This is a genomic window from Halostagnicola larsenii XH-48 (assembly GCF_000517625.1).
Classification (GTDB): Archaea; Halobacteriota; Halobacteria; order Halobacteriales; family Natrialbaceae; genus Halostagnicola; species Halostagnicola larsenii.
The window spans coordinates 250,419-265,109 of record NZ_CP007055.1; the positions used below are offsets into that span (position 1 = coordinate 250,419).

A 14,691-nucleotide genomic window follows, 5' to 3' on the forward strand; every position below is an offset into this window, starting at 1 on the left:
GTTATTCGTAAAACACAACTGTATTATCTGAGTTATCAGCATATAGGATAGCATCTTCAAGGATAATTGGGCCAACTGGTATCCCTGATAATGATGACTCTATTTCCCATTTCTTCTCATTTGTATTAATATCTATTGCATTAATATGCCCTGGTGAATTTATAGTGCCAGAACTCCAGACATATAGAACCTCATCTGAGATTATCATTCTCCATCCTGTCATTCTGTTCAAAATATTCTTGTCCCAGTCCGAAATCTGTTCTCCAGTATCTATATCTAGTACTGGTATTTCTGGTAATTCTGTAGGAATGTATGCCCTTCCCGCATGAACTGTTGGTTGACTAGGTCTAGTATTCTTTTCCAAAAAATCATTTAGTATCTCTACATCACCCGTTTCCGTATCAATTGAAATAACATTCATATAATTCACAGTATATATCGATGAATCAATAATGCGAATATCTGGTGCACCTCCACGAATTTCCTGAATCATTTGGGTCCATAGTTGGTCCCCTGTTCTTTTTTCGTAACCTTCTAACTGGAAGTCTTCCTCATCCTGTCGTGTTGCAAGAATTATTTTCTCATCGGTAATCGATAGAGTTTCAACCTCAGCAGATGCTTCAATTTCCAGAATCTCTTTACCAGATTCTTCATCAATTCCATATACATATTCACCCGTTCGACCATAGATCGTCTTATCATGGATACGTAAATTGAACAACGTATCATGGCCGCTTTCCCAGAGTTCTTCTCCGCTATGTTCTAACGCTTCAACACCATTACCGGAGACGTATACTGCAGTATCTGAAACAGCTGGTGTAAAGGCTGAATTTGGTTCTCCGCGGGTATCGTCCCAATCAGTCGGATGATGGTTCCATAGCACATCACCAGTTTGGATATCTATTCCTCGATATTCGCCCCCACGCTCACCAACAAAGACAGTACCATTTGCTACAACTGGAATTGTGGGACTGTTCTCTAGTTCCACTGACCACTCCTGCTCAGGCTTGCTATCAGGACCACTGTTCGGTGCAACCGCGGTGTTCGCTGCATCGTAGTGAGCCATCGGCCAGACTCCGTATTCACCAGTATCCCCCTCATCGAATCCGTCCGGGGTTTCTCCATCTGTTTCATTTCCGTCGTCACCGTTCTCACTGTCACTCGTACATCCCGCAATCGTTGCAATCCCTGCCGTCGTCCCGGCACAGGCAAGCAACCAGCGACGTCGCGTCCGCATTTGTTGGACATCCATAATGTCTCTCTAATTTTAACTAGTTCACATAATCTTTCCGATCTGATTGTATAATTTGGCCTCGAGTCAGTGAGACTATCTCCGTAGAATTTAGGCAGCGTTAGAGTGAACAACCTCGTAGGATTCGAATTGACTCGAGAACTCCGACTAAATATCCCGTCAAATACGTGGGCATGTCAGTAGTTACTTGGTCAGGTTACTTTTGTACTTCCTCGAGAAGAATGCCGTAACTGAGTGGGGTGTATCGAACGCCTGCTCGTAGGCTAGTCACTCTTCTAGTAGTTCACGAAAAATGAAACCGATAATATCGGTGTTTTTGAAAGTTGAAAAGCCAGCTACTGAACGTAGAACCGTTTATAGACGGGTGACGTTGGTCGCGCGGGGACCTTTCGGTGCCTGTTCGATGTCGAATTCGATATCTGTGCCTTCTTCGAGGTCCGGGCCGCCAACGTCTTCCATGTGGAAGAACACGTCGTCGTCCGCGTCGTCTGTCTCGATGAAACCGTAACCGCCTGTGTCGTTGAAGAAATCAACGTTGCCTTTCGCCATTACGACTATACCAAACGGCACCATCCGTATAACAGTTGCGTTACAGTCTTTCTCTCGAGACTGGGATATAGACTGCTCGTAGCGCTCGAAAAACGGGGATACATGCGCATAAATCTCGAACTCGAGATGTCCTACTCCGCTGATGGTACTGCTCTCAGCGAGCATAGAAATACGCTGCTCACTCTGCGTTCATCTCGCTGTCCTCCGTCGACCATCGCAAACGAATACCCTGATATGCGTGAAAGCTTCTACTGGTACAGCTCGAATAGTATCGCTTACGTCTCTCGACTGGATAGCCAACGAGCATGACAGCGACTCGAGCCACACCGTCGATCGCGCACGTGGCCTTGATCGGCCTTTTCGTCACCGCGCTGGTGACGGCCCAGTTGACCGCGTCGAAGATTCTCGCGTTCGAACTCCCGTTCGCCGTTCCGATCGCCGGAGCGGAGCTCTTGCTCCCCGGTGCGGCGCTTGCGTACGCGCTGACGTTCCTCGCGAGTGACTGTTATGCCGAACTTTACGGCCGGAAAGCCGCCCAGATCGTCGTCAACGTCGCGTTCGCGATGAACTTCGTCGTTCTGTTGCTGGTCTGGTCGACGATCGCCGCTCCGACGTCGGTAACATCGCCGGTCGGAGGAGGTGAGTTCGCGGCAGTTCTCGGCCCCGCAGCGAACATCGTCGCCGGGAGTCTGGTCGCGTATCTCGTGAGTCAAAACTGGGACGTAATCGTCTTCCACCGAATCCGAGAGTACACCGACGGCGAACGGCTCTGGCTTCGAAACATTGGGTCGACCGCGAGCAGCCAGGCGATCGATACCATTATTTTCGTCTCGATTGCCTTCGACATTGCCCCTCGAGTCTTCGGCATCGGGACCGCGCTCCCGCTCGAGGCCGTGCTCGGACTAATGATCGGACAATACCTGCTCAAGTTGTTGATTGCGATCGTCGATACGCCGTTCGTGTACGCCATCGTCGCACTTGCACGCTCTCTCGATGACGATGAACTCGAGGAGCCGGCGTCGACGTAGGCCGCTCTTTTCGACGTCGTCGTGTTCACTGATTCGGGTCGATCCGTACGGTTTAGTGATACCCGGTCAATCCACGGCTATGGACGAACGCGTACGCGAACACGCCGAGGTGCTGGTCGACTGGAGCGCTCGAGTCGAAGCGGGCGACGATGTCGTCGTCTCCGTCGGACCCGACGCTCACGAGTTAGCCGTTGCAGTTGCCGAAAAACTCGGAGAGCGAGGGGCGAACCTCTGTACGACCTACAGCTCCGGCGAGATCGAGCGAGCGTACCTTCGGGCGCACGACGAGGAGTTCGACGACGGCGCGGACCACGAACTGGCACTGTTCGAGAACGCCGACGTGTATCTCTCGCTCGGCGGCGCTCGAAACACGAGCGCAACCGCGGATGTCCCGAGCGAGACGCGACAGGCACAGCGACGGGCACGCCAGGACGTTCGCGAGGCTCGATTCGATACCCGCTGGGTGTCGACGGTTCATCCTACGCGGTCGCTCGCACAGCAGGCGAACATGTCCTACGAGGAGTATCAGGAGTTCGCCTACGACGCGATCTCCCGCGATTGGGAGTCTCTGGCCGACGAGATGGGGAATTTGAAAGAGCTTCTCGACGAAGGCGAGGAAGTTCGACTCGTCTCGAGCGGGACCGACCTGACGATGCGTATCGACGATCGAACGGCGGTCAACAGCGCGGCGTCGGTCGCCTACGATTCGCACAACCTGCCCAGTGGCGAGGTGTTCACGGCCCCGTACGCGACAGACGGAACGGTCACATTCGACGTTCCGATGACGTTGAACGGGGAAACCGTCCGAGATGTTCGTCTCGAGTTTTCGGACGGCGAAGTCGTCGATCACGCCGCCGAACAGGGGGCGGATGTCGTCGACGAGATTCTCGAGACCGACGACGGTGCCAGTCGACTGGGCGAACTCGGGATCGGAATGAACCGCGGTATCGACCGGTATACGGACAACATCCTCTTCGACGAGAAGATGGGAGATACGGTCCACCTCGCGGTTGGCCGGGCGTACGACGCCTGCCTTCCGGTCGGGGAGTCCGGCAACGAATCGGCGGTCCACGTCGACATGATCACCGACGTCAGCGAGGATTCCAGGCTCGAGATCGACGGCGAGGTCGTCCAGCGAAACGGACTGTTCCGCTGGGAGAACGGATTTTCCGAGTAACGGATCTCGTGTGTCGACCGATTTCGGACTGACTCGGCCACGTGGTTCGTCCGAGGGTACGTCTGGCTGGGCTACCGGTGCGCCTCTGAAATCAGCGTGTATTACTGTCTTAACGGTGTTTAACCGCGGCCAACTGTTGGACGCTGATAATAAACGAGTTCATAGTAATACCCGAAACGCACCTTCCACCGCACACCGCCTGACCGGTGGCGGTCAGTAACCGGTGGGACGGCCGTCTCGTCGATGTCTCGTCCCGCGTTCGACAGTTGTCTGCCCGCCCCGCCGGAGGCGGCATGTATCCGGCATCCCTGTTGATTACGTCTCGTAGTCACTCGTGAGTGCAGCCAATGGCGGCGTTCGATCGGAGTACCAGCACGATCACTGCTCCGTCTGGCCGCTCCGTGTCCCCTATCGTTATCGGGTTCTGGATCCAACTTTCGGATAGAACTCGATGCGAGACGCGCTCCGTGCCGGGATCGCCGTCTACAACGATGGCGAGGTTCACGCCGCACACGACGCCTGGGAAAGCCGCTGGCTCGATCTCGAGTCCGGAACCGACGACGAGCGGTTGCTTCACGGGTTGATCCAGTTCACCGCAGCGGTCTACCACGCCCAGAACGGCAACTGGGAGGGAACGATCGGACTGGCAGAGAGTGCAGGCGCGTATCTAGCGGGGCTTCCAGAGCGATATCGGGGAGTCGACCTCGAGACAGTTCGAACGTTTCTCGCGGCACTCGCGGCCGATCCGGAACGTATCGAGCGGCGGCCACCGCCCAACCTCGTTTACGAGGGAGCAGTGGCGCGGCTCGCGGACCTCGACCCCGAGGCGCTCGCCGTCGCAGCACCCGTCCTCGCTGCGGAGTGGGGGTACGACGAGGCGCCCCTCGAGCGGGCGAGTTCGTACGCGCTGTCCGATCTCGAGGCCGGTCGGGACGACAGTCGGTTCATCTCGCTCCTGTACGATTTCGTTCGAGACGACGAAAACCGCGCCATCGTCTACCAGCGTCTCTCCGGTCACGTCGAACGCCGGGCAGCGAAGGAATCCGACGTCGAGGGGCTGTTCTAACGATCCGGTCCGTTTTCCTTACTCGTCTGGCTCGTCTTCCATCCATCGACACGTCTCCGCGAGCAGGTCACGAAGCGTCCGGGCGTCCTCGAGGGTGAGCTCGACGTCCGCGTGGCCCGTCGCGTGGTCGCCTGCCATCGCGTCGATCGTCACGAGAAGGTGGCCGTCTTCGGCTGGTTGGACCGCCACGTCGGCGCGATCTGGATACTCACGGGGGCCGCCGATCTCGAGGTCGTACTCGCCTCGCGTGACGCCGAACTGGATCCGCCCGGGATTCGACAGATCGAACGAGTCCGTCGCATCGCCGTCGTCGTTCATGCTCGAGGGTTCACGGTCTCGAGACATAGGTGTATTCGTCAATTGTGCGCACTGAAATGCTGGATCACCGCGGCGATGTCGTTTCTCGCGGGTCTAATCGTGCTCCGCGGAGTTGTCCTGTGGCTCGTAGTCGAGGACCTCTTGAGCGCGCTCTAAGGAGTAGTATTTCCGGTCGTTGTCGGAGATTCCGTAGACGATTTCGTAGCCGTAGTCGGCCTGGATACACCGGTCGAAGAGGTGTGCACAGTCGCGGTAGGAGAGCCACATCGCCTGTCCGCGCTCGTAATCGATCGGCGGGTGGCCTTCGGTGAGGTTTCCGATCCGAACCGAGATAACGGACAGGTCGTGTTCGTCGTGATAATACCGACCGAGGGTTTCGCCGGCGGCTTTCGAGACGCCATAGAGGTTGGTCGGGCGGGGAAGTTCCGTGCCGTCGAGCAAGAATTCGTCGTGGGGCCGGTACATGTCGGGCGTTCGTTCGTCGGTTTCGTAGGCCCCGACCGCGTGGTTCGAGGAGGCAAAGACGACCTTTTCGACGCCGGTCTCGACGGCGGCCTGGTAAACCGTCCGCGTGCCGTCGATGTTGTTCGTCAGCACGCTGCTCCAGGGTGCTTCGGGACGCGGATCGCCGGCCAGGTGGACGACGACGTCGATCTCGTCCATCGCCTCTCGAACCGCCTCGTCGTCGGTGATATCGGCGACGACGAACTCCCCTGGAAGGTCCTCGGTCGGTGGGTCGCGATCGAGCAAGCGCCACTCGTACGCGTCGGCGAGGTCGCCCAGGACCGCCTGCCCGACGCGCCCGGACGCCCCCGTTAACAGGACGGACTGTGCCATTCGTTTGGTGTGAAACACAGCGTCGATAAGTACCATGCGATTTTGCTTTCGGAGATGACTTCAGCGTCTCACCCTCCGAACCTCCGAACTACCGTCGCCGCTCGCCGATTGTCTACTGTCAGCGCCCATCGGAACGTCCTTCCTCTCGGCCCTCGAGACACACCGTATGACCGCCGAGGACGAAACCGACTCGAGTCCGGGTACGAAGTCGCACACGGGGGCTGAGCCGAGAGCGCCGAGTGACCCCGAAGCCGCCTGTTTCGAGGCGGGTATCAAGTTCGGTTCGCTGTACCACCAGTTCGCCGGGACGCCGGTGTCGCCCGATAGCGCTCCGAGTCTCGCGCAAGCGATGGAGGAATCGATCGAGAACCAACCCCACTGTCGGGATGTCACCGTCGAGGTCCAGACCGACGTACTCGAGGCGGCGCTCGCCGAGTCGACTGCGGACTACACCGAACTGACCGGGCGCTTTCTCGAGGTCGAAATCGTCGTCGACTACGAGGGCTGTACCGTCGTGACTCGCATGGAGATGGAAGACGGCTATCCGCTGATGGCCCTCGAGTCGGTTCGCGAGCGCTGATTCCGGGACGCTGCAACGACTGCCGGACCTGCAACGCCTGCTGACTCGTGTTATCGGACCACCGACCGACTGCTGTCATCGAATCTTCGACTGGCGAAGTAGGGCCACGACGTTCGTTTCGAAACGACCGCGCTATTTCGACGGTACCGGATTTCTTTCCCCGGATTTCACTTTCACTTTCGGGCTATCTTTTAACCCCGGTGCCCGCAAACGTGGTGGTATGAGCCAAGCCTCGCTCGACGACGACGAACTGTTCGGCGAAGCCGCGACCGAAATGCGCGACGACGTCGAAGCCTCCCTCGCGGACGCCTGGGGCGCCCTACCCGACGCTGACGACGTCTGGGAGAGCGACGCCGACAACGTCCTCGGTGCGCTCAACGGGCTCAAATCTGCCCTCGACGCCGGCGACGCCGAAGACCACCTTCGCGACGCCAAAAAGTGGTTTACGATGGGCCAACGCGCCGACGCTTTCGACGACGCCGACGACCTCGAAGAAGAGATCGAAGATCTCGAAGCTACCATCGAGGACATCTCCGAGGCGAGCGAGCAGGTGGGCGAACTCACGTCGACGGTTCCCGCCCTGCGGAGCGCGCTCGAGAGCGCGGACGAAGACACGGACGAATCCGACGACTGAGAGCGATCAGTCCGTCGACGGAGTCCGTCTGTTTTCCGGACGGTCCACGTCCCGTTTCTCGACCGCCTCGAGCAGGCGTTCGAGGCTCGTTCCCGCGAGTTCGAGCAGTTCCTCGCCCAGTTGCTCATCACCCGCACTGGGGTCCCCGACGACGCCGTTTTCGGTAAACTCCGCGGAATCGTGGGCGAGATTCGCGTGACTCACCCACTCGCCCCACGATTCGGCGGCGGCGTCTCTGGCTTCCTCGAGCCGATCTTCCCGGACCAGTTCGGGTGCGACGTGGGACAACAGCGCGGTCTCGAGCGGTCCGCCGTGGCCCATCTCGCTCGCGTGCTCGCCGACTGCATCGAACCAGGTGAACGAGACGGCGTAGGCGTCTTCAGTACGCGAAATATCGGCCGCGACCTCTCGCAGCGCGTCGACGTTGCCGCCGTGGCCGTTGACGAAGACGATCCGATCGAATCCGTGGGCGGCGAGACTCGTCGCCGACTCGCGGACGTAGGCCCGGAACGTGTCCGGCGAAACCCACATCGTCCCCGAAAACTGCCGGTGTTCTTCCGCGATGCCCACCGGAATCGCTGGCGCGAGAACGACCGCTCCCTCGAAGCGCTCGATACCCATCCGTGCGACCGACTCGGCGGTGATAACGTCGGTTCCGAGCGGCGCGTGCGGGCCGTGTTGCTCCGTGCTTCCGACCGGGATGATCGCGAGGTCCGTCTCGCAGCCGGCGAGGTCCGTCCAGGTGGCCGACCGTAGTTCCATGCTCGTCTCGAGGAGCGGCTATCCCTTGTATGCACTGCACACGTGCTTACGTTGCTCGCCCGACATCCGCGTCGGCAGGCCAAAACGGTTTCCGACTGTGTGGCGTAGATTCTATCTATGGCCGATGAGAACCGCGAGCTCGGCGTCGAACTGGGCGATCTCGGTGACCAGCTTCGGAACCGCGAATATCCCGTCAGTCAGGACGAACTCCTCTCGGACCACGGCGACGCGGAACTCGATATGGGCGAAGAGACCGCGACGCTCGAGGAGGTTATCGGGCCGCTCAACGAGGACGAGTACGAGTCCGCCGACGAGGTAGAGCAGGCGATCATGAACATGGTCGGCGACGAGGCGATCGGACGCAAGAACTACAGCGATCGAACGCCGCCCGCGCCGGGCGAGGACCGTCAGGACGAGGGCGCGCCGGATCAGGACGATCAGGAAGGACAGGAGTCGTTTTAGTCGTCGGTGTTTCGCGCCTGCGTTCGAGCGGTCCGACGCTGGGCGCGTTCGATGAATTCCTGGGGTAGCTCGTCGATTTCGCCGGCCTGGACGCCCCAGAGGTGGGCGTAGAGTCCGTCGTTCTCGAGCAGTTCCTCGTGGGGACCGCGTTCGACGATCCGTCCACCCTCGAGGACGACGATCGTGTCGGCGTCTTTGATCGTCGAGAGCCGGTGTGCGATGGCGAACGTCGTCCGGTCTTCGGTGAGATCATCGATGGAGCGCTGGATGAGCATCTCCGTCTCGGTGTCGACGTCGCTCGTCGCCTCGTCTAAAATCAGGATGTCGGGATCTTTGAGGACCGCGCGAGCGATGGCGACCCGCTGGCGCTGGCCGCCCGAGAGCTTGACTCCGCGTTCCCCGACCATCGTGTCGTAGCCGTCGGGTAAGTTCTGGATGAACTCGTGGGCCTCCGCGGCTTTCGCGGCCTCGATGATCTCGTTGCGGTCGGCGTCGAACGTCCCGTAGGTGATGTTCTCCTCGACGGTTCCGTAGAAGAGGTACGACTCCTGGCCGACGTAGCCGAGCGATCTGCGCAGACTCGGAAGGGACACCTCGCTTACGTCCTGCCCGTCGATCCGGATCTCGCCGTCGTCGACGTCGTAGAGTCGAAGCAGAAGCTTGAGGACGGTCGACTTGCCGGCTCCCGTCGGGCCGACCAGCGCGAGCGTCTCCCCGCCCTCGACCTCGAAACTGATGTCGTCGATGATCAGTTCAGACTCCTCGTCCGGTCGGTCCGCTTCGACTGGATCGTCCGCTGCCGTCTCTTGCTGTCGACCCGCTTCAGCGCCGTCCCGCGATTCGTACCCCTCGTAGCTGAACGAGACCGAGTCGTACTCGACGCGGCCCGTCCGGACCTCGAGATCGTCGGCCCCTTCCTCGCGGTCGATTCGCCCCGTTTCGTCCATGAGGCCGAAGATCCGCTCGCTCGAGGCCTCGGCTCGCTGGTACATGTTGATCACCTGCCCGAACTGGGCCATCGGCCAGACGAGCTGTTGGGTGTACATGATGAACGCGACGAAGACGCCGATCTCGAGGGCTCCAGTGAACGGTCCCGGTGCGGTGCCCTGGAGTACCCAGTAGCCGCCGACGACGAACGTCAGGACGAATCCGATCCCGGAGATGAGTTGCAGCGCCGGGAAGAACTTGATTCGGAGGTTGATCGCCTCCCAGTTCGTATCGAAGTACTTCTTCGAGACGTCCTCGACCCGGCCCGACTCGAACCGCTCCGTGTTCGAGGACTTGATCACCTGTATGCCGCCGAGGTTGTTCTCGAGTCTCGAGTTTACCTTCCCGACGCTCGAGCGAACGGCCGCGTACTTGGGCTGGATCTTCTTGACGAAGACGTACGTAAAGCCGCCGATCAGCGGCACGGGTGCCAGCGAGATCAGCGCCAGTTGCGGATTGAGCCAGAACAACAACGCACCGATGCCGACGACCATCACGACGAGTCTGAACGCCGAGTTCAGCCCCTCGTTGAGAAAGCGCTCGAGCTGGTTGACGTCGTTCGAGAGGACAGACATCATCTCGCCGGTCTGTTTGTCCGAGAAGAACTCCATATCGAGGCGTTGCATCTTGTCGTAGGTCGCGGTTCGAACGTCGTGTTGGATGTCCTGTGAGAAGGCGTTGAACCCCCAGTTTCTGACCCAGTGAAAGATCGACCCCAGCGCGAACGAGCCGGCGATGGCGATGGCGACGAACCAGAACTGGCTGGCTGGCGTCGTCGGGAGCCACGCCTCGGGCAGTACGACCAGCGGCACCTGCTCGGCGAACGCGGCGTTTCCGAAAATAGCGTCGATGGCGACCGCGAGCAAGAGTGCAGGAAGGAGGTCGAGCGCACGCGCGAGAATACTCGAGATGATTCCCACGGTCACCGAGAACCAGTACGGCCGGCCAAACTCGAAGAGGAGGCGTCGCATCGGGTTCTCGATGTTCTCCCGCTGCTCTTCGAAGGGATCGTCTTCGTCCCAATCGACGCTGCTCATTGCATTCGCTCAATGGTCCGTCGCCAATAAGCGTTACCGACGAATCGAAATAATAGCTTGCGAGACGGTCCATATCCGGCGGTTTTCGACTACGCGTACTCGATACTCACGTCGTCGCCGGCGTCGATCCCGTGTTCGTCGGCGTACCCGCTTGGGACCTCGAGCACCCACTTCGCCCGTCCCGAATACTCGAGATTGTTGCCGTTTTCGTCGGCCTCGGGCGCTCGCGCCTCCCGGATCTCCGTCACCTCGCCGTCGCCGTCGATGAAGATGATGTCGATATCGAAGTCCATGTCGCGCATCACGTAGGTTCGCTCGCCCTCGCCGTCGTGGACGAACAGCATTCCCTCGTCGCCCTCGAGCGACTCGTGATCACTCAGTCCGGTGTAGCGTTCCGACCAGGTGTCTGCGACCTCGGCATCGACGGTCGCTCGCGGCTCGCCGTTGGCGTCGTTTATGGTGACTGTCGCCTGATCCGCGTTCCACGGAGTCGGGACGATTCCGACCTGCACGAGAACGAAGCCGACGACGAGCGCGAGCGCGACCACCAACAAGAGTCGCGACGCACGGTCCGTGTCCATTACCGATAGGTGCGCAACGAGAAAGTAAAGGTTATTCGCACGGACCGGTTTCGGTCACGTACGGGCTCGTGGTCTAGCTGGTTATGACGCGGCCTTTACAAGGCCGAGGTCGGTGGTTCGAACCCGCCCGAGCCCACTATTGCTGTCGCGAACAATTCGTGAGCGCCAGCAATGTGATTTGAGGCCGGTTCGAGCCCTGCAAGTCGCAGCGCTCGAGCGAACGTCTTGCTACGGTTCGAACCCGCCCGAGCCCGGTAATCTACCATCAGTCCCAAGAAGGCGTATCCGGAGCATCTGTCATCCCCAAAACCCGCGCTGTAGACTCGAGCCGACCGCTAGGCTCGGACTACAGCCAGATCGCCGATCAGCCCGTCTGTGAGTGTGCCAGTAGTAGCAGACGGGACTACCGATCACGGAATACTGCCTCGATGACAGAATGGGGTGCGGTCGAGAACGGGGCTCGAGTACCGTTAGGAAACCCGAACTGTAGTGAGACCGTAGCGCGAGTAGTCAGTGCTTGAGCCTGGCGACGTTCTCTCGAATCTGGGTGATGAGCCCATCTCCCGGCTCGGACTGGAGCGCTGTGTTAAGCGTCGAGTTCTCCGGTTCGTCTTTGACGACGAGTCGAAGGTACGGCTCGAGTTGTGCGAAGTTGTCGTCGAGGACGACCGTATGATTGCTCTCGTCGTGGTCGACGACGCCTGCGTCGTCGAGTTTCGGCACGTGGCACTGAACCGAGGAGACGTAGACGCTCTTGTACTGGTTTTTCGCTACTTCGTCAGGTGGAAGGTCGTGCTCCCAGCCGGCGACCTGTTCTGCGAGTCTGGAGAGTTCGATCGGGTCCTCGTGCCCACGGAGCGCGTAGAGAAGGTACCGTCGCCGCCGGTTTGCCAACAGCTCCAGTATCGTGTTTGCAGACAGGTCGTTCCCCTCCTGATTCGTGGTAAGGCCCTCCATAACAAGATATTACCACCCGGTCCGGAAAAGGGTGTCTTGAATATCTACAAATCCGACAGACTGCGACCCGATTGGCGTCGGCTCGAGGTCGTTCAATCGATGGCTACTGGCGGGGTGGACTACCACTGGATGGCGTCGGGTGCCGGGTCGTAACACGCCGGCGGGGATTCGAAATCCTTTTTTGTACCATCGACGGAGTGTGAGTTGCGCCGCCTTAGCTCAGACTGGGAGAGCACTCGACTGAAGATCGAGCTGTCCCCGGTTCAAATCCGGGAGGCGGCATATTTCTGTGGCCGACAACACGAACGAGCGTAGCGAGTGAGTCGTCGGCCACGAAATTGCACCCGACCGGTTTGAACTAGACCGAGGTTCTGCGCGAAACGCAGGTTCTCGGGCGTAGTTCACAATCCGGGAGGCGACATCCCTTTTCAACGCGGTTCTCGCTTGCTACGGGAATCTCTCGGTCGCAAAAACTCATGGAAACACCTCGACGCTCTCGTCGGTCGCGTCGGGTGAAATCGCAACTCACCTCGCTCGCCGTGGGATGCTGACGCTCCTGAACCGTATCGGCAAAAAGCTTATGCAGAATTAGATGTATTAATTTTTTGATGGAAAGGCGTGCTTGCCTCACGACGTTTACAGGCTCGGCCCTACTGCTTTCTGCTGGCTGTCTCTCGAACTCGTCACAATCTCAGGCTTGTGATGCCGTTGAGATTACCCGAGCGTCTGTATCCGTGGAATACGGGTGTGATACCGGTCAAATCAGGTCAGGGAGTGTAGAGGGACAAGTAGGGGACTGCAACACGGAACTAAGCCTCGAGATCGTCGACGAGGACGAAACGATCGAGGAAGTTGCCTTCGAGACCAATAACGGTAGGTGGTCGGTCGGTTTCGGCGAGGGACCGGGACAAGTACGGGCGATTCCCAGTTCAGGCGACAAACGTGTCCGGATTCGTGGCCCGGATGGGGGGATTCTTGCCTCGGAGCAACTCACCGTTTCTCACTATCTGGATTCACCGGCCCTCACTGTTTGGCGGCCTGAGTTCGAGCCCGAGACAGTGTCAGTCGGCGAGGACGTCACGGTGGTATTCAGCATTGCAACGTTCGGTGCTGAGACGTCATTCACTGCCGCACTCCTGGTCGACGGGGAACCGGTAGAAACTCGCGACGGAACGGTTGACAGTGGTGCAGACTGTCAATCTGCCAGCGGCCCGGAGTACGAGTTCAGTTACACCTTCGAGGAACCGGGTGAGTACGAACTGGCGGGCAGAATCACCGTCGACGCTTCCGCAAAGGGAGGTGACACTAAGTCCATTGGAACGGTGACCGTGAGCAGCGACTCGAGCAGCTAAAATACCGGATCGCTCTGTTATATGGTGACGTTCTATAGGATCGATATTCAGACAACCGGAAGTCTTCTACCGTTGTTTCTATCGCTCCGGGTTTCTGTCGGCTTGCGGCAGGTAGCGAGGGATCGAGACGGCGTCTTACTCTGATTGCAGACTTCAGGAGGTGCGGAACACGCGCGATCACTGATGGAGCGTGAGTGATACCAGCACACTCGAGTCCACACGAAAAGCCTCGAGTGGCAGTGCATTGCCTAACGCACGAGTCGCGCTGCTCGAGGAGAGTAGCACGCGGAAGATGGGGATACGCCGGCAGGAAAGCGTGTCGAGCACTGCAATGATGATGATGATGTGGCTTCCTGCCGTATCTCCAGATAGTAACGCGAGGCTCATAGCAGTAGTGCCAAATTATGTTGGGACCGTGGCGCTGTCACACCCAGCCAATGCCAGTCCGGCTACAGATTCTCGAGGTCCCAGCCGACGAACGCGTCTTCGGGTTCGACTTCGAGGGCCTCGAGCACTCGCGCGAGCCCGAGGTAATTGCCCGCGAGCGCGCCGATCCCGAGGAGTACCTCGTCGGGATAGTGGGCTGTTGCCCGCGCGTGCGTTGTCTCGTCGACGTCTCCCTCGACGAACTGCTCGACGTACTCGACCAGGGCGCTGTGGGCCGGCTCGAGCGCGTCGTAACGGCCGCGTGACACGGCGAGGATGTCCTCGGGCGGAACGCCTTCGTCGAGGGCGACCCGGACGTGTTGGTGCCACTCGTAGGCCGACTCTGTCCGTGCTGCGGTCGTCAGGATGACGAGTTCTCGCTCGTGTGGCGTGAGTCCGCTCTGGTGCCAGAGGACCGAAAGGTAGTCGCGAAAGCCCTCGAGGAGGTCGAGGTTGCGCCCCAACGTTCGATAGACGTTCAGTCGGCCACCCGATAGCGAGTGGTCGCCCTCGCCCTCTGTGTCCGAGGCGGTCTCGAGCAGCGAGCGTTTCTCGGCCGGAAGGGCCTCGGGGTCGACGGGGTCGATTCGCGTCATACCGGATGGAGTCGGTCGTCGAACAAATACGCGGTGGTCGATTCGATGGTCGATTTGAGAATCGATTCGAGTTACCCGTTTGCTCGCGCG

General features: G+C 59.3%; 16 protein-coding genes and 2 tRNA genes. 9 read left to right on the forward strand and 9 right to left on the reverse strand.

Annotated features, from left to right (window positions below; all coding sequences use genetic code 11):
- Position 1: 1 nt before the first annotated feature.
- A complete protein-coding gene (locus HALLA_RS19835; protein ID WP_084568894.1) occupies positions 2-1,252 on the reverse strand; it encodes an outer membrane protein assembly factor BamB family protein in 1,251 nt (416 codons plus the stop codon).
- A gap of 354 nt (positions 1,253-1,606) precedes the next feature.
- Positions 1,607-1,801 carry a cold-shock protein gene (locus HALLA_RS01190; RefSeq protein WP_006187181.1) on the reverse strand — a complete coding sequence of 65 codons (195 nt, stop codon included), beginning with the start codon at positions 1,799-1,801 and terminating at the stop codon, positions 1,607-1,609.
- Positions 1,802-2,106: 305 nt separating this feature from the next.
- On the opposite strand from HALLA_RS01190, the gene HALLA_RS01195 reads away from it, so the two are divergent.
- The 3 genes from HALLA_RS01195 (at position 2,107) to HALLA_RS01205 (ending at position 5,072) form a co-directional block, all read left to right on the forward strand.
- On the forward strand, positions 2,107-2,829 hold the full coding sequence (locus HALLA_RS01195; RefSeq protein WP_049951678.1) for a queuosine precursor transporter: 723 nt from the start codon (positions 2,107-2,109) through the stop codon (positions 2,827-2,829).
- A gap of 79 nt (positions 2,830-2,908) precedes the next feature.
- The gene (locus HALLA_RS01200; protein ID WP_049951679.1) at positions 2,909-4,006 is read left to right on the forward strand and encodes an aminopeptidase; all 1,098 of its coding nucleotides are present in this window, start codon (positions 2,909-2,911) and stop codon (positions 4,004-4,006) included.
- 451 nt (positions 4,007-4,457) lie between these two features.
- Positions 4,458-5,072: a DUF309 domain-containing protein gene (locus HALLA_RS01205; protein ID WP_049951680.1), complete on the forward strand. Its 615-nt coding sequence runs from the start codon at positions 4,458-4,460 to the stop codon at positions 5,070-5,072.
- An 18-nt stretch (positions 5,073-5,090) separates the two neighbouring features.
- Here the strand turns inward: HALLA_RS01205 and HALLA_RS01210 are convergent, their stop codons facing one another.
- Both HALLA_RS01210 and azf read right to left on the reverse strand, forming a co-directional pair.
- The gene (locus HALLA_RS01210) at positions 5,091-5,417 is read right to left on the reverse strand and encodes a hypothetical protein (RefSeq protein ID WP_049951681.1); all 327 of its coding nucleotides are present in this window, start codon (positions 5,415-5,417) and stop codon (positions 5,091-5,093) included.
- 66 nt (positions 5,418-5,483) lie between these two features.
- A complete protein-coding gene (gene azf, locus HALLA_RS01215; protein WP_049951682.1) occupies positions 5,484-6,227 on the reverse strand; it encodes an NAD-dependent glucose-6-phosphate dehydrogenase Azf in 744 nt (247 codons plus the stop codon).
- A gap of 166 nt (positions 6,228-6,393) precedes the next feature.
- Between azf and HALLA_RS01220 the strand changes: the two genes are divergently transcribed.
- A complete protein-coding gene (locus tag HALLA_RS01220) occupies positions 6,394-6,807 on the forward strand; it encodes a dihydroneopterin aldolase family protein (RefSeq protein WP_084568895.1) in 414 nt (137 codons plus the stop codon).
- A gap of 220 nt (positions 6,808-7,027) precedes the next feature.
- Positions 7,028-7,441, forward strand: coding sequence for a DUF5790 family protein (locus tag HALLA_RS01225; protein ID WP_049951683.1), 414 nt, complete (start codon positions 7,028-7,030; stop codon positions 7,439-7,441).
- A gap of 6 nt (positions 7,442-7,447) precedes the next feature.
- Here the strand turns inward: HALLA_RS01225 and HALLA_RS01230 are convergent, their stop codons facing one another.
- Positions 7,448-8,203, reverse strand: a complete 756-nt coding sequence (locus HALLA_RS01230; RefSeq protein WP_049951684.1) for a creatininase family protein — start codon at positions 8,201-8,203, stop codon at positions 7,448-7,450.
- A 117-nt stretch (positions 8,204-8,320) separates the two neighbouring features.
- Here HALLA_RS01230 and HALLA_RS01235 point away from each other — a divergent pair, with 117 nt between their 5' ends.
- Positions 8,321-8,665, forward strand: coding sequence for a DUF5789 family protein (locus tag HALLA_RS01235; RefSeq protein ID WP_049951685.1), 345 nt, complete (start codon positions 8,321-8,323; stop codon positions 8,663-8,665).
- Here the strand turns inward: HALLA_RS01235 and HALLA_RS01240 are convergent.
- A complete protein-coding gene (locus tag HALLA_RS01240) occupies positions 8,662-10,689 on the reverse strand; it encodes an ABC transporter ATP-binding protein (protein ID WP_049951686.1) in 2,028 nt (675 codons plus the stop codon). The genes HALLA_RS01235 and HALLA_RS01240 overlap by 4 nt on opposite strands.
- An 89-nt stretch (positions 10,690-10,778) precedes the next feature.
- Complete coding sequence (locus HALLA_RS01245; protein ID WP_049951687.1) at positions 10,779-11,270, reverse strand: DUF192 domain-containing protein; 492 nt, start codon at positions 11,268-11,270, stop codon at positions 10,779-10,781.
- A gap of 62 nt (positions 11,271-11,332) precedes the next feature.
- On the opposite strand from HALLA_RS01245, the gene HALLA_RS01250 reads away from it, so the two are divergent.
- Positions 11,333-11,406, forward strand: a tRNA-Val gene (locus tag HALLA_RS01250).
- 374 nt (positions 11,407-11,780) lie between these two features.
- Here HALLA_RS01250 and HALLA_RS01255 read toward each other — a convergent pair.
- On the reverse strand, positions 11,781-12,227 hold the full coding sequence (locus tag HALLA_RS01255) for a DUF7344 domain-containing protein (RefSeq protein WP_049951688.1): 447 nt from the start codon (positions 12,225-12,227) through the stop codon (positions 11,781-11,783).
- Positions 12,228-12,435: 208 nt separating this feature from the next.
- Here HALLA_RS01255 and HALLA_RS01260 point away from each other — a divergent pair.
- Both HALLA_RS01260 and HALLA_RS01265 read left to right on the forward strand, forming a co-directional pair.
- A tRNA-Phe gene (locus HALLA_RS01260) sits at positions 12,436-12,509 on the forward strand.
- Positions 12,510-12,835: 326 nt separating this feature from the next.
- Positions 12,836-13,579 (forward strand): hypothetical protein, encoded by a 744-nt coding sequence (locus tag HALLA_RS01265; protein ID WP_242406180.1) that lies wholly within the window; start codon positions 12,836-12,838, stop codon positions 13,577-13,579.
- 449 nt (positions 13,580-14,028) lie between these two features.
- On the opposite strand, the gene HALLA_RS01270 is transcribed toward HALLA_RS01265, so the two are convergent.
- On the reverse strand, positions 14,029-14,601 hold the full coding sequence (locus HALLA_RS01270) for a carboxymuconolactone decarboxylase family protein (protein ID WP_049951689.1): 573 nt from the start codon (positions 14,599-14,601) through the stop codon (positions 14,029-14,031).
- Between the last annotated feature and the right edge of the window lie 90 nt (positions 14,602-14,691).